We start from the raw sequence: 15,232 nt of genomic DNA on the forward strand, positions 1-15,232 counted from the left end.
GATATACGATTAAAAACACTTAGTCTTTAAATATAGAATCAAAGCATAAAAACTAAGTAAGAAATTTGTAAGACATTTACTATCTGCGGCGACGACGATGCAAAATCCAACCTTCTGTTCTCAGTAAGGTTTATTTAACTACTTTGTAAATGCACCCTAAATCTATACCCAAATATACTTTATTAGTCTGTAAATTTTATCACGCTTTATATCTGCCTCTTTTCCCAAAGGATTCCTCCAAAGCAGAAGCTTGCTCAACTTGTTTTTCTATTCTTAAATTCCACTCTCTTTGTTGTCGCTGTAATAATGGCAATTTGACTGTAAATGTTGCCCCTTTACCTTCTCCTAGACTGTGTGCAGATATGGAACCACCGTGTAATTCCGTAAAATAGCGAGCAAGAGCTAGCCCTAATCCCAAGCCTTCAAATTCACGAGTTGTGCTGCTATTTTCTTGCCGGAAGTATTCAAATACATGGGGTAGAAATTTAGGAGTAATGCCTTTTCCCGTATCTTTAACTTGGATCTGCGCCATTGCACCTATTGTGTCAAACATGACTTCTACTTTTCCCCCACTTGGCGTGAACTTCACTGCATTGGAGAGTAAATGCCAAAACACTTGCTGCAAATAATTAGTATCTGCTGAAACTACACCTGCATTTGAGTCAAACTGTGTTGTAATAGTAACATTTTTGGCTTGTGCCGTCGCTCGGATGCTTTCGATTGCTGTATTAATTACAGTGACTACATTAACTGGAGCAAGTTTTAGTCTCATGTTGCCACGCAAGGTATGTGAGACATTTAACAAGTCTTCAATGATTTGCGCTTGTAACACAGCATTGCGTTCAATAGTGTCTAGGGCACGAGCAGTGGTTTTCTCATCAAACTTGCGTGATTTGAGAAGTTGTGCCCAGCCAATTATGGGGTTTAGGGGTGAGCGCAACTCATGAGAAACGATAGTGAGAAATTCTTCCTTCACACGAATTGCGGCTTCAGCTTGGGCACGGGCTGTTTGTTTTTGCTGTAATAGTTGCTCGCGCTCTTGTTGTGCATCCTTGCACTCGCTAATATCTAGAAAAACGCAAATTCCTCCTCTGGTTTGACCATTTTTATGAAATAGAGGTGCTGCGTAGCAAAGTAAAGTGATTAATGTTCCATCCTCATGCACCAAATTAAGTTCTACGTCTTTAACTTTCACACCTTGGGTAATGGCATATTGCAAAGGCTGTTCGTGAGTGAGTACTTCTCGATTTTGATGATATAGCTTGTATGGGAAAGCTTGTAGACCTTGGCTTGAGATTTTACAACCATCAGCATCAAAAGCTAACTTAAACAACTTTGCAGCAGTCGAGTTGAAATGAATGTAATTACAATTTGGATCTTCAGCGATCGCTATACCAACGGGAATAAAATCAAATAATGTTTTTAACTCGTTAACTTGTTGCTCAAGTGCTTCTGCTATGTCATTAAAAGCGCGAGCAATTAAACCTAGTTCGCTGGTTTGATTGGTTAATTCACTACAGGTACTAAGGTTACCGTTTTTGAGTTGTTGTGCTGAATGTATAAGAGAATTTAATTGTCGTAAAAAGAATATATCCCCTCCTACCCAAGCAGCAATTAAACCTAAGACAGTAACAATTCCCAGCGCTGTAAGGTTCCAAGTTAAACGCTCATTGACTTGAGAATAGACAACTGACTGGGGAAAACCGATGCCAACGTAAGCATTTGTCTGTGGTAATACATCATTGATTGCTGCTAACGCGAAGATACGTGGAACACCGTCAAGGCTAATTATCTCAGTGCCTTTCCCCTCAGCTTGAATCAACCTGTCAAAAATTTCCTTAGGCAAGGTTTTTCCTACCCATTTTTCAGGTTCCGGATAGCGAACTAACAGCGTACCTTGGCGATCAAATACACTAAGCACTGAATTTTCAGGTAACTTAACTTGTCTAGCTAGCTGGTTTAACCAAGCTAAATTTGTAGCTGCGATCGCAACAAGTTGAACTTTACCTGTTTTGTCGAGAATAGGATAAGCATAGTTAATAGTCCCTTTTTTGCTAACTCGATCAATTTGGTACTCACTGACTGCAAACTTACGAGTTTTTAAGGCACTTTGGAAACTACTCTCTTTGACTATGTTGATAGATTTGCGAGCAGAATCGGAACTACAAATAGTCTTTCCTTGAGGATTTAGCACACTCAAACTGTCATAGGCAGGATATATTTTCAGCAAGTTTGTTAGCAGGCGATCGCACTCTGCTGTATTACCCTCACGTATTTCTGGAAGTTGGGATAATAGAATCAGCAGTTGTTTTGTTCCTTCACTGACTTGTGTGTGATTGCTAGCAACTAAGTGCACAAGCTGTACTGCCTGTTTTTGCATCTCTGCTATTGCCGAACGTTGTTGTTCTAAAGTCGTGTAAACAATCAATCCCACAGCGGGGAATAAGGATAACAAAACCAGCAGCAACAAACGGGCGCGAAAACCAGAGATGAAATTAAGCTTGCTAGTCTTCAGCCACTTCAACTTGATTTGTTTGTTTAGCATTCTAGCTTTTTGAGAATACTTCTGTATTCACATCTGCATTCACAGAGTTCCATATCACAGTAGTACCTTACGAGAACCAATTGGAATCTACTTTTGGATAGGTTTATTTTAGTAAGTGTGTAGCTTATCAAACTGGCACATCAGCTAGGTAGATGTGGCAAGGCTATTAACAGAAGCTTTTTATGTTTCAACTGGATAAAAGCTTGCTTGTTAGTGTTATTGTGCCAGTCATCATGCGATCGCATTTCTTCGGCAAGATTAATTTAACATTTGCGCTTGCGGTTTTTACGGGGAATGCTGGTATTTGAAAAAAACCCTACAACTTAGAAGGGTGTGGCTATACAAACAATGGCTGCCTGTGCAGCCTAGAAAATTTTCAGCCCACGCTGGTGGGCTTTGTACGTGTAACTCCAGACTTCCAGCCTGCGGGCGAATTTGGAGTTAAAAGCAGTTTCAGCGATCGCACTTGCAAACTAAACTTTCATTACCAACATCAACCCATCCATAGAGAACACTAACCCATTTGTGACAAACGCGTTAACGTTTCTTATTAACGTTAACCCATCCATAGAGAACATTAACCCATTCGTGACAAACGCGTTAACGTTTCTTATTAACGTTAACCCATTCATAGAGAACATTAACCCATTTGCGACAAACGCGTTAACGTTCCTTATTAACGTTAACCCATTCATAGAGAACATTAACCCATTTGCGACAAACGCGTTAACGTTCCTTCGTTAATTTACTACGTCAGGACTTACGCAAAATACCTCTCTAACTTTTATTCCTCCGTGCCCTCTGTGCCTGGAGTGGTTTTATTCTTCCGTGACTGGTGCGTAAGTTCTATAAGTATAAATAGACAATTTAAGCATAATCACTTGACTTTATCAAAAATTTTCTTCTAAAAAATATAAATATTTGTGATTTATTCTGAGCCAAAAAACAGCTTCTTTGAGGCAAGCTAACACCATAACACCTTATAGGAGTGCATTTATGCCTCGTCTCAAACGTGCATCCCGCATTTTAGAAAAAGCTCAACTAAGAGCCTCTGGACTCAAAGCCATTGATCCAAACATAGATTTTGGCGATACTAACAACTTGCAAAACCTGACACAACAAATTGAGCAGTTACGCACCAAGATTGATACTTATAACACCGCTCTATCTGTAATTGATGCTTCTAGAACTGATATTGAACAGTTAGAAAAAAGCTTGAGTACCCTGTGTGAAAAGTTGCTGTTAGCAGTTGCCGTAAAATACGGTAAAGACAGCCAAGAATATGTGATGGCGGGTGGTGTTCGCAAAAGCGATCGCATCCGCAAAAGTACAATCACCCGCTTAAAAACGGTTGCGGAGGAAGTATCTGCTACTGCGTAGGTGAGAGGGGGGAAGAGGATGGAAAGAGAGGGAGAGTGGGAGAAGAATTCGTCTCCTTCCATCCCCCCGTTCTCTTTTGTAACGCTAACGTATCAATAGCCACCACTTTGCCTTAAGTTTTGGTATTTTCAAAGAGGCAAAGGGAGGCAGCCCTATGCAGAGGTATCCTTCGTGAAGGGGACTGCCGTGGAGAAGAGAAATCAATATGAATCAAAACCAATTTCCAGAAGATTTTTGCTGGGGCGTTGCTACTGCTTCTTATCAAATCGAAGGAGCGATCGCCGAGGGAGGGCGTAAACCTAGCGTTTGGGACACTTTTAGCGCGACACCCGGACGAGTTGTAAATGGTGATACTGGTGAGTTTGCTTGCGATCATTACCATCAGTACGAAAATGACGTACAGTTAATGGTTAAACTAGGTATTAAACACTACCGTTTTAGCATCGCTTGGCCCCGTGTAATTCCGGATGGTCGCGGCAAGGTAAATGAAGAGGGTATTGATTTTTACAAACGCTTAGTAGATTGTCTTCTGGAAGCAGGCATTACACCCCACGCTACCTTGTTTCATTGGGATAGCCCCCAAGCCCTAGAAGATTTGTATGGCTCTTGGCAAAGTCGACAAATGGCTTTTGATTTTGCTGATTATGTGAGTGCGGTTGTGAGTCGGTTGGGCGATCGCATTACTCACTGGATGACAATCAACGAAATCCTGTGCTTTACCCACATGGGCTATGGAGTAGAAGCCGATCCTCCTCACGCTCCAGGCAAACGTGTCAACACTCAAAAGGAAGTTTGGCAGACTTCTCACCACGCCTTACTTGCCCATGGTTTAGGTTGCCAAGCCATCCGTGCGGCTTCACCTACCCCTTGCCACGTGGCTTTGGTAGATAATTTTGGCGTTACAGTGCCAATAAACGAGTCTATCGCCCATATTGCGGCGGCAAAAAAAGCCCTCCATACCTGTTTTCAAAATGGAGGTATTATTTTTCCCGTTCTCACAGGTAGCTACAGTTCAGCCATGCTTGAAGAATTAGGAAAAGATGCCCCTGAAATCAAGCCTGGCGACTTGGAAATTATTCACCAGCCCCTTGATGCTCTTGGTTTAAATATTTACACAGGTACTTACGTTCGTGCTGTTGACAATGAAAGAGGATACGAACTACTTGATTTGCCCAAAGGCTATCCACGTATGCATATGCCCTGGCTCAACATCTTACCTGAGAGTATTTACTGGGGTATCCGTCATGTCAGCGAAACTTTAGGACAAAAAGACTTACCTGTATTTATTACTGAAAATGGCTGTGCAGCAGAAGATGAAGTGAATGCAAAAGGTGAAGTTATTGATACCGATCGCATTATGTATTTACGACAATATTTGAAGTCAGCTAGCCGAGCAATTAGTGAAGGGTATCCTTTGAAAGGGTATTTTGTTTGGACTTTGATGGATAACTTTGAGTGGGCGTGGGGCTACTCCCGGCGTTTTGGAATTATATATACAGACTACAGCACGCAAAACCGTATCCCCAAAGCTAGTTTTGATTGGTATGCAGAGTGTATCCGCCAGCGCAGAGTTGTTTGAAGTGGGGATCGGAGATTAGTGATTGGGAACTGGATAGTAGGTGTTCCCCCATACCTAGCACCCAATACCTAATCCTTTGGAAGTGAGGGGTAGAAAAATTTGAAAAGTAGAACCTTGCCCAACTGCACTTTTGACGCGAATTTCACCACCATGAGATTGGATGATTTGTTGAGTAATCGCTAACCCTAAACCAAATCCCCCAGTTTTGCGAGAACGTTTCTTATCCACCCGATAAAACCGCTCAAAAATGTATGGCAAATCAGTTTCGGGAATACCGATGCCATTATCTGTAACTTGAATTACTGCCCAGCGTGACTGAGTATATAGCTGCAACTGAACTTGACCACTATTAGGAGTATACTTGCAAGCGTTGCTAAGTATATTCACGACAGCTTGATGTAGTAATAATTTATCACCAAGCACATTTACACTATTGGCAGGCAACTTGAAAATTAAGTTAATATGTTGTGCCTCCGTTTGTGTGACATATTCATCAATTACTTGCTTAAGTAAGCTAGTGAGATCGACTTCTTGCAAAGATTCAGTGGGTAATCGCCCTTGATAACGGGCAAGAAACAGCAGATTATTTACCAAAGAACTCATTGACTTGGCAATATCAAAAATCTTTTGGAAACGCTGACGCTGTGCTTCAGGATCGCTAGATTTAGACAGTAAGCCGTACTGGGAATTGCTAATAATAGCTGACAGAGGCGATCGCAATTCATGAGAAGCATCAGCTGTAAATCGCTGTAGGTGATCGTAACTATGACGAATTGGTTGCATCGCCATACCTCCCAACCACCAACCAGTCACAGCAATAACACTTAAGGTAATTGGTACTGAGATTGCTAGTATTAGACGGAAGCTAGCCAAGGCATTTTCAGTAGAATCCATTGGCATCGCCACCTGCAAATAACCAATTAACAAATTATCTTGGTAAACAGGTAATGTGACTTGACGCAACCATATTCGCTGATTGTTAGTCTTGATAGTATCAAATCCGCCCGGCACTAAAAGGCGATCGTCACTAGGAGTTACACCAAAAAATTGCACCAGTTGCTTTTGAGCATCATACCAACGCGCATACATCAGTTGGCTATCTGGCAGTGGTTGTACCTTACTCCCCAACAGCGGTACGTGTTCCAAGTCTACCTGTTGCTCACCTTTGTACAGTTCTGACTTCACATTCGCCGCCATCACGCTGGTTTTTTTATAGAGTAATCGATCCAGTTCCTCCAACTGATCTATGACTTCTAGGTAGTAAACTACCGCCGCAAATACAATTAAGATACTCCCCATTGCCAGAGTAAACCAACTTGCAAGATTACGGCGGCTGCGATTAAACATAAGTTAGTTATTAGTCAATAGTTATTTGTCATTTGTCATTTGTTAATGGTTAGTAGGGGAGGCAGCGCGCCCTTGGAGGTTAAGCGGAGCTAACGGAAACGTCTCCGGCTCCACGCCACATGCTTTATGCCGGGAAACCCGTCCACCGCAGTGGCTCCGCTCCGTTGTAGCGACTGCCGTGTGGGGTTTTGTTGATCATCTTGCCATTCAAACAGATAATTTATCTTCTAAACCCGCCCGTACAGTAGTTAGTGGTTGATTGTTCTCCCCCTCTCCTCTGCCCCTCTGCTCCCCTGCTCTTTGTCCCCTTGTCCCCTTGTCCTTTTCTATCCCCTGTTCCCTTCTCAACATTCCGGTGGGCTGAAACGATAACCCATACCATAGACTGTTTTAATCCAATCTGCCGCACCTACTACCTGCAAGCGGTGGCGCAACTTACGTACTAACACGGTTAAGGCATTGCTTTCTGGTTCCATACCCCACTCCCACAAAGCTTCTTCCATCTGATTGCGAGTTAAAACTTGATTGGGGTGACGCATTAAGTATTCTAGCAGTTGTGCTTCACGAGGGGATAATTCTACTTTGATTTGAGCGCGTTCTACACTTAAATCTGCTAAATGCAATTGTAAATCTGCTATACGTAGACTATTTCCTTGCCAATTGGGAGATCTGCGCCCCAAAGCACGCACCCGTGCCAATAATTCAATTAAATCAGCGGGTTTAACCAAATAGTCATCTGCTCCCGCATCTAAACCCATAACTTTATCCGGCGTGGTATCTTTAGCAGTTAGCATTAACACCGGTGCAGTTTTACCAGAGAGACGATATTGACGGCAAAGACTCAACCCACTAATTGTCGGTAACATCCAGTCCAAAATCAACAGGTCATATTCTTTTTGAGAAATCAGCCACTGTGCAATTTCTCCGTCTTCTGCTGCATCTACAATATATCCAGCTTCAGACAGGATACCCTGTAATGGCTCTAATTGTTCTAAATCATCTTCTACTAGTAAGATCCGCATAAAACTTTAGAGGTAAAGCCTTTGCAGTAGAATTGCTACTCTTCCATGTCATAGTATAAAAGTCAAACTATCATAAAATGTCTTCCACGAGTAATATCTTTTTTTGATATTTGGATGAATTAACGTGACGAGTATTCTCTATCCACAGACAGTTTTAAAGGCTGCTAAATTTGTAAGTAAAAGACTAATTGATATTGTTAATAAATTTAAAGATTAAAAATTATGTTTTACTTACGCTTACCACTTGTATTATTTTTATTACCTTTACTTCTAGTAGGGCTTATGTTTTGGGTGACTGGTGATTTAGTCACAAAACAATTATTGAGTCTCTCTTATAGAACATTAGATAAGTTACAAGCTGATACACTTCCCCAAGCACAAATCAAATTAAATTTGACAATTGTTGCCACCGAAATTGAGAAAGAGGAAAAATTTACTCAAGTTGAGATTAAAACAGCGAATTCCCTAATTAAAAAGTTAGAGTTTGAATTTCCTAACTCAAATTCAGACTTTCAGGAATTAGCGATCGCTCAAAAACTGGGATTATATCCTAAAATCAAAAAGCTTGAGCCTAATACACAATTACAGATAGAATTACCAATCACTTTAAAAGTCATTAAAGCTGAACTTCAAAAAGAGCAAGGTAATAGCTTTGTTGAGATTAGAACTGCCAACGATCCTTTGAGAATGTTAGAAATAGTGCTTCCAAGCGCTGAGGTAAATATAGTGGAAGAAATGATTGCTCAAATCATGAATTTACCTCTCGAAGAGGTCAGAAAGCTCATCCGTTATCAAGTTAAAAAATAAATATAAATATAAATAAATCTTGTATTCAACCAATCCCCAATACCTAATCACCAGTCCCTTTTACCCACAACCCAAACAACGCATACAAACAAAAAAAGTTGCTAAAACCGAGACAATCTCAATAAACAATTGTAATTGCAAAGGAGCTAGAGTAAATCCCCAAATCAGAGAAATAGTACCAGCTACCACAGCTGCAACTCGATTAATTTCATCTTTAGTACTTAAAGCCAGCCAAAAAGTTCCTAAACCAATTAATAATAAGACTAAGCTACTCATCAGCATATTCATTACTTAAAAACTAAAAGTAATACCAATTATCTCAAATCCGGCAACACATTCAAACCTCACAACCCACACCATATCTGACTTTCTTAATTACGTAGACGTACTTTGCACAGCTTCCCGTAGGGTATTACGAATTACGGATTAGTATAATATTTTCAGTCAGTTTTAACTGACTTTAGCTTTTAGCCAAGAAATTTATTTCTTGGCGTACAAAGTCACAAAAGTGATTACACAAAATAAGGCGTTGCTGATTTAGGCTATGAAAATAATTTTTCGTAATGCCAAAACCTCTGCCCAGACGCGATATATCGCGTCTCTACACATCAAATTCATACCGCGATTCAGCAACGCCCAAAATGATTATGCTTCCGAACTAACATTATTTCTTACGAATAGCCTATGCACCTCTGTTTCCCCAACTCCATTGCCTCTTGCAAGGTACTCAATTTTCACAAGGAGCTATTTCACTCCATTTATACCCCATATAACTAGCAAGCCCAGCTAAACAGGGGTACCATTTTCGGCGCAAACAGATGTACAAAGAAGCACCTGCCTCTAAATCTGTGGCTGTCTCTATTCCCTCGGCTCTAAACTTTTCTACAGCGTGATAATAGCGCTTTTGCCATACCTGCTCTAAAGAGTCATTAATATTTGAACGATGCTCTCCCACAAAAAAGCCAGATAACTCAACCAGCAATTGTTGGCTACCACCCCACAATTCTGCTGTTGCTGTGGAATTTACTAATGAACGATACTTTTGGGTGTTCAATGCACTTTTCATCAAGGTAGCTGTATCCATTGCTAACAGTAGTATACGTGGCAAGGCATAATAAGTTTGGCGAAAGCGGAAAAACAGTAGTGCTGGGTAAGAGTGCTGCGATTCAAGTAAGTTAATTAAGTCTCTTGCTATATCAGAAATATCCTGCTGCACGCCACTAAGCTCGCCACTAGCTCCCAGCCTTGCTAGTATTTCCGCTGCATCTGCCGTACCACCAGAGCGGTGGTGCAAGCTTAAAGCAAAAGTATTGCGTCTAATGAGTGCGCTGTAAATTGACAGCAGATAGGTAATTGTCAAAGTAAAAGTTGAGAAGCCGAGTGCTGCTTCTAATATCATCAGCAGTCGTTGAAAGTCTGTTTCTGGTGTTAAATCGCCTGTTCCAAGAGTTGTCAGTGAAAAGCCACTGTAGTAAAGCGCGGTGGTAAAATCAGTGTCAGTCCATTCACGAGTAGATTTGATAGCTGAACCTAAATCAGGCCAGACAATCAAAGCGAACCCACAGATTAGCAAGCATACCCATACTACCACTGTTGCAATTATCAATACAGGGCCGCTGTGGGAGAGTACTTTTTTATCTTTGCAGGGAACAAGACGCGCCGCTAATCGAAATAGCCACCAAATTCCTTTACCCAATCGCAAACTGAGTAAACTACTGCCAAGACGAGGAAATAACACCGTTAGGTAAATGTCTACAAGCGAGATGATGACAAGCGCTGCACCTATAATTTGCACCAACAACTTCATTTAAATTTGCTGCTCTGATTAACGATCGCATTACAAATGTTAATCAAAAATCTTTTGGAAAAATCGGCTTTGAGTAGCAAATCAGTCTTGAGATAGGTAAATCACTAAAGTATTTTCTAGCGATCGCCTCTTTCAAGCAGACTATTTGATGTGGTGTTTCAATGTGCTGTGTTGTTGCTATTCCTGTAAAGTAGGAGTCAAAGAGGATTAGAAAGCAACTATGTACGTGCTAATTGGTGGCGCAGGCTTAGTAGGCTTAAGTTTAGCGCAGAAACTAGTAGAACTGGGGCATACTGTTGCCGTCATTGACGTTAACCCTAACGCTTGTCGTTATGCCCGCGAACAAGTGGGAGCGATGGCTTTTGAAGGCAGTGCAGTTAGTACAGAAGTATTGTTAGAAGCTGGGATTCGTAAAGCCAATGCTTTGGCAGCAGTGTTGAGAAGCGATGCTTTGAACTTAGCAATGGTAACTCTTGCCAAACACTATGGTGTTCCCCATATTTTGACTCGGATGCGCCACTCTGATTTTGCTGAACCCCTACGTTTAGCAGGTGCCAATCATATTATTAGTACTGTGGATCTAGCAGTTACAACGATGGTGAATGCTATTGAGTATCCGCAAATAGAATCAATCATGCATTTTGAGCAAGGACAAATTGAAGTGTTGAAACTTTCGATTCCAAATAATTGCTATGTTGTTGGGCGTCGCCTTGCCGAAATTGCTCAGGATTCCCGTTTTCCTACTGGTTCTCTAATTATTGGCTATCAAGCCCACCCCCACGAAGATTTAACGATTCCTAACGGAAGTACAATACTAGAACCAGATTCAACTGTGCTGATTGTGACAAAACCAGGTTCGTTACATCAAGTTATTGATTTTATTGAAGGCTGTAAGTAAGTTTAATGAAGTTGAATCCACATTTGTATTTAGCCATTGCTTTTATTTTTCTTGCATCTTGTACATCATCGGAGATGTCACCAAAGTCACAATCTGCTCCTACTCAGGCAAAATCATCTCCAAAGGTGGTGACTCTAGATAAAAATTTTAAGACCGCAATGGGACAAACTATTTATGTCCCTGTCTATTCTTATATTTATCATGACGAGCAGCAAAGGATTTTAAATTTAGCAGCTACACTTAGTATTCGTAATACAGATTTGAATAAACCTATCATCATTACTTCTGTACGTTACTATGACTCAGATGGGAAATTAGTCAAGCAGTATTTAGAGCAACCTATTCAACTTAATGCGCTGGCTTCTAGTGATTTTTTTATAAGTAGAACTGATAACAGTGGCGGTTTAGGAGCTAATTTTATTGTGGAGTGGGTAGCCCAAACAGAGGTTTCAGAGCCGATAGTGGAAGCAGTTATGATTGCTACTGAATTCCAACAAGGAGTTTCTTTTATTAGTCCTGGTAAGGTAATAAAAAGTCAAAAAAATTGAAAATCTTATCTTCAAATTAGAGATTTTCAAAACTTATTTCCCTGTCCCCTGTCCCCTTTTATTAATCATCTTCTAATTTCAGCAATAGCTCATCAATTTTTTTTAGCCGCCCACGCACAATTTCTTCTGAGAGAATTCGCTTACGTATTGCTTCGTTTAGTGCAACTTTCTCCGCTAGTAGCAATCGACGACGAATCGCATCAAGTTTTTTGTGTTCGCCACTTTTAGCATCAAACTCATCCGGGCGGCGATTGTAGAATTCTCTTAATGCCTTTTCTGCGGTTGCTACTTGTACTTGATAAGCTGAACGCATCTCTTCATAAACAGCTTTTGGCAAAACCCCTGACTTCAACAAGCTCTCTAATTCATCCTGGGCTGCCTTAGCTGTAATTAACTGAGCTTGCAATTCTTCAACCTGCTGCTGTGCCTCTGAAAATTGAGATAACTTTAAGCGTTTTACCAACCAGGGCAAGCTTAACCCCTGCCCTACTAATGACACTAAGACACTGCCGAAGACTAAAGCAATCAAACTTTCTCGCCCTGGCAGTGTGGTGGGTAAACTTAACGCCAGAGCCATTGAAAGTGAACCTTTGATATTGCCTAAAAAGAGTAAATGTTGCCAGCGCAGTGGAATGGGGCGATCAAACCAACGAACTATAGCTAGCAGCGGATAGACTGTAAAAATTCGTCCGACTTGATAAGCCAAAACTGCAAGTAGAATAGCAGGCAAAGTTCTCCACAGTGTTAGCAAATCTATTTCTACACCAATCAGCAGAAAAATAAAGGTATTGGCAGTAAAACTTGCGTATTCCCAGAAACTTAGTAAAGTGATGCGACTAGAAGCGGGAGTATTGCGAGAAAGCCCAAAATTCCCAAAAATTAATCCAGCCACAACAACAGCCACAGCACCTGATACACCTAGAAATTGCCCAGCCTGAAAAGTTCCTAATGCAACTGCGACAGTTAACAGGAGACTGCTAAGGGGATCGTCTAAACGGGCAAATATAGGTATGCTCAAGTAGCCCAAGACTAACCCGACAAGACAGCCTCCTAGAGCAATAAATAGCAGTTGTTGGATTCCCTCTAGTAAAGTGAGCGAACCTGTTGAATATACTTGCAAAATTAAGTTAAATGAAACAAGGGCGGCGGCATCATTGAATAAAGTTTCTCCTTCAACAATAGTGGAAAGCCGCGAAGGTACTGGTATCTCCTTAAAAACGGCAATCATTGAAACCGTATCAGTGTTTGCTAAAATGACTCCTACAAATAGAGCAGGTATCCAACTCAGCCCCAGCCCAAATTTCAATACAACGGCAATAATAGCACTGGACAACACCGCTCCTGGGCCAGCCAACAGGGCAATTGGTTTAAACGTGCTGCGTAGGCGGCTGATATCTGTATTGATACCAGCATCAAATATTAAAATTGGTAGAAAAAGATTCAAAACCAGGGAAGGCTCTAAACCAATAGGACGAGACAATAGCTCAGTAATCGGCAAACCTGCCAATACTAAACCTGTAACGTAGGGAACACGAAGCCGTCGCGTTAGCAGGGCAACACCTGTAGCTAGGAGCAGGAGAATAGTTGAAACAGTGACTAAGGAAGCAACATCCACTTTGATTTGGGAAAGTTGTTTGAACTACTCTGATAAACATTGCCAAAAAGGTAGTACAAATGTCAAAAATTTTTCTGTAAATTTATGACATCAAGACTTTCAGCAGTAAACATAACAATACACAACAGAGTCTAGGAGTATACTACACACTCATGCATAGGCGATCGCCCAGATCTCTCAACTTGCACTTGCACACATCCGGGCGGATACCCTTATACAGCAAAGATTTTTCTTTTTTACATATTTCGCCTTAATACATTAACAATGTATCCCGATACAATCGCATTGCAAGTCGATGCATTAACAACGCTACCGGATACAATCGCATTGCAAGCCGATGCATTAAGTAATTAAAACACAAATCCCCGACTTTTCTAAAAAGTCGGGGATTTTACAGGGCGCATTTTACATTTAAATCTTTCCTGAGCGCAATCTAGACGGAACTTCCTGCCAAAATAATGGAATTGCGATCAAACCAGTAATTAACTGAATGCCGCCAAAAATGGCAAGAGACAGTCCAAATCCAAAGTGCAGTAGTTCTCCAAATATGAGACTGCCTACGCCAAATCCAGTAAACAGGGTAAACACTTTGAGTCCCATGGTTTGACCTAAATTATTGCCATCCCCCAAGTCGGTGACGATACCCACAAACAAAGGTTGTGTAAGGTCATACCCCAAAGACAAAACGAGAACTGCAATCGTTGTTACATAGGGAGGAATCTCAAAAATCATAACAATCCCAGCTAGGGCTGCCATAACTAGTCCTGACGGAATTAGCCAACGACGTCCCCAACGATCCACGGCTTTACCAATCAGGGAACTCAGTAATAATCCAGGAATGCCATAGCCGAGAATAGTCAAACCAATGCTCAATGCATCCATGTTATAACGTTGCGACAAGTACAGCCCCAGCCATGTATATACGCCAGAGTGGTAGATGCCGTTCCACAAAACATAGGCATAAGTTCGTTGTCCTCTAAAACTGGTTAAGATCTGGCTGTATCCCCTAAATATCTCGCGAATGGTGGGCAGTCTTTCTACCATGGGTGTATCAAATAGAGCACCGTAAAGATGTAGCCGCCAAAGTACCAAAGCAGCAAGAACAGCCGTACCAAGAAACAGCGATCGCCAACCCACAAACGGTTCCAGAATTGCACCACCCGCAGAACCCGCCGCCATTCCCCCTTCCATGGCTGCAAACACCAGTCCTAACTTGCTGCCTCGCTGATCGAACGGAAATAAATCGCCAATCAAGGCAAAGGTGAGTGGAATGACTCCACTGGCTCCAATTCCTGTCAACAAACGCCAAGTCGCCATTTGCGAAGCCGTCTGAGCCGTTGCAGTCAACGCCGTGCAAATCACAAAAATGAAGAGCGAGATGCGAATTACAGACCATCGTCCAAATCTATCTGACAGCACACCGTAGAATAATGCCATCAGCGCGTAGGACAACATATAGGCTGGAACGATAAATCCGATTTCCTGAACTGGTACATTGAACACTTCAGCCAAACGCGGAATCAGGGGCGCAATCATGTAGCCCTGAAGAAAAATTAAACCGGCAGCAATAGACAGTAAAGCAAACAAGTTTCTATGCTGCCTGAGACGAATCGTGCGATCGGCTGCTTCCGCATGAGGTAGGTGCTCAAAATTTTCTTTGCGCTTTGGCATGGATTTTGGATCT

Annotated in this window: 13 protein-coding genes; 6 read left to right on the plus strand and 7 right to left on the minus strand. The window is 41.5% G+C overall.

What is annotated here, in order from left to right:
- Window positions 1-199 precede the first annotated feature (199 nt).
- A complete protein-coding gene (locus UYC_RS0106985) occupies window positions 200-2,545 on the minus strand; it encodes an ATP-binding protein (RefSeq protein ID WP_016873875.1) in 2,346 nt (781 codons plus the stop codon).
- 182 nt (window positions 2,546-2,727) lie between these two features.
- On the opposite strand from UYC_RS0106985, the gene UYC_RS39855 reads away from it, so the two are divergent.
- The 3 genes from UYC_RS39855 to UYC_RS0107000 all read left to right on the plus strand — a co-directional run bounded on the left by UYC_RS39855 (window position 2,728) and on the right by UYC_RS0107000 (window position 5,504).
- Window positions 2,728-2,853: a hypothetical protein gene (locus tag UYC_RS39855; RefSeq protein ID WP_268743986.1), complete on the plus strand. Its 126-nt coding sequence runs from the start codon at window positions 2,728-2,730 to the stop codon at window positions 2,851-2,853.
- Window positions 2,854-3,541: 688 nt separating this feature from the next.
- Window positions 3,542-3,925 (plus strand): hypothetical protein, encoded by a 384-nt coding sequence (locus tag UYC_RS0106995; protein WP_016873873.1) that lies wholly within the window; start codon window positions 3,542-3,544, stop codon window positions 3,923-3,925.
- A 205-nt stretch (window positions 3,926-4,130) separates the two neighbouring features.
- Complete coding sequence (locus UYC_RS0107000; RefSeq protein WP_016873872.1) at window positions 4,131-5,504, plus strand: GH1 family beta-glucosidase; 1,374 nt, start codon at window positions 4,131-4,133, stop codon at window positions 5,502-5,504.
- A 54-nt stretch (window positions 5,505-5,558) separates the two neighbouring features.
- Here UYC_RS0107000 and UYC_RS0107005 read toward each other — a convergent pair whose 3' ends face one another.
- Complete coding sequence (locus tag UYC_RS0107005; RefSeq protein ID WP_016873871.1) at window positions 5,559-6,851, minus strand: sensor histidine kinase; 1,293 nt, start codon at window positions 6,849-6,851, stop codon at window positions 5,559-5,561.
- Between the two features lie 344 nt (window positions 6,852-7,195).
- Entirely contained in the window at window positions 7,196-7,873 is a 678-nt protein-coding gene (rppA, locus tag UYC_RS0107015; RefSeq protein WP_016873869.1) for a two-component system response regulator RppA, read from the minus strand.
- Window positions 7,874-8,095: 222 nt separating this feature from the next.
- Between rppA and UYC_RS0107020 the strand changes: the two genes are divergently transcribed.
- Window positions 8,096-8,680: a hypothetical protein gene (locus UYC_RS0107020; RefSeq protein WP_016873868.1), complete on the plus strand. Its 585-nt coding sequence runs from the start codon at window positions 8,096-8,098 to the stop codon at window positions 8,678-8,680.
- A 60-nt stretch (window positions 8,681-8,740) separates the two neighbouring features.
- On the opposite strand, the gene UYC_RS0107025 is transcribed toward UYC_RS0107020, so the two are convergent.
- Both UYC_RS0107025 and UYC_RS0107030 read right to left on the minus strand, forming a co-directional pair.
- A complete protein-coding gene (locus UYC_RS0107025; protein ID WP_016873867.1) occupies window positions 8,741-8,962 on the minus strand; it encodes a hypothetical protein in 222 nt (73 codons plus the stop codon).
- Window positions 8,963-9,407: 445 nt separating this feature from the next.
- Window positions 9,408-10,487 carry a potassium channel family protein gene (locus UYC_RS0107030; protein ID WP_016873866.1) on the minus strand — a complete coding sequence of 360 codons (1,080 nt, stop codon included), beginning with the start codon at window positions 10,485-10,487 and terminating at the stop codon, window positions 9,408-9,410.
- Window positions 10,488-10,707: 220 nt separating this feature from the next.
- Here UYC_RS0107030 and UYC_RS0107035 point away from each other — a divergent pair, with 220 nt between their 5' ends.
- Window positions 10,708-11,385: a potassium channel family protein gene (locus UYC_RS0107035; protein WP_016873865.1), complete on the plus strand. Its 678-nt coding sequence runs from the start codon at window positions 10,708-10,710 to the stop codon at window positions 11,383-11,385.
- Window positions 11,386-11,390: 5 nt separating this feature from the next.
- Window positions 11,391-11,933: a DUF3124 domain-containing protein gene (locus tag UYC_RS0107040; protein WP_016873864.1), complete on the plus strand. Its 543-nt coding sequence runs from the start codon at window positions 11,391-11,393 to the stop codon at window positions 11,931-11,933.
- A gap of 61 nt (window positions 11,934-11,994) precedes the next feature.
- Here UYC_RS0107040 and UYC_RS0107045 read toward each other — a convergent pair whose 3' ends face one another.
- Entirely contained in the window at window positions 11,995-13,548 is a 1,554-nt protein-coding gene (locus tag UYC_RS0107045) for a cation:proton antiporter (RefSeq protein WP_016873863.1), read from the minus strand.
- 411 nt (window positions 13,549-13,959) lie between these two features.
- Entirely contained in the window at window positions 13,960-15,219 is a 1,260-nt protein-coding gene (locus UYC_RS0107050) for an MFS transporter (RefSeq protein WP_026087400.1), read from the minus strand.
- Window positions 15,220-15,232: the final 13 nt, after the last annotated feature.

It is taken from the genome of Chlorogloeopsis fritschii PCC 6912 (assembly GCF_000317285.1).
GTDB classification, from domain to species: domain Bacteria; phylum Cyanobacteriota; class Cyanobacteriia; order Cyanobacteriales; family Nostocaceae; genus Chlorogloeopsis; species Chlorogloeopsis fritschii.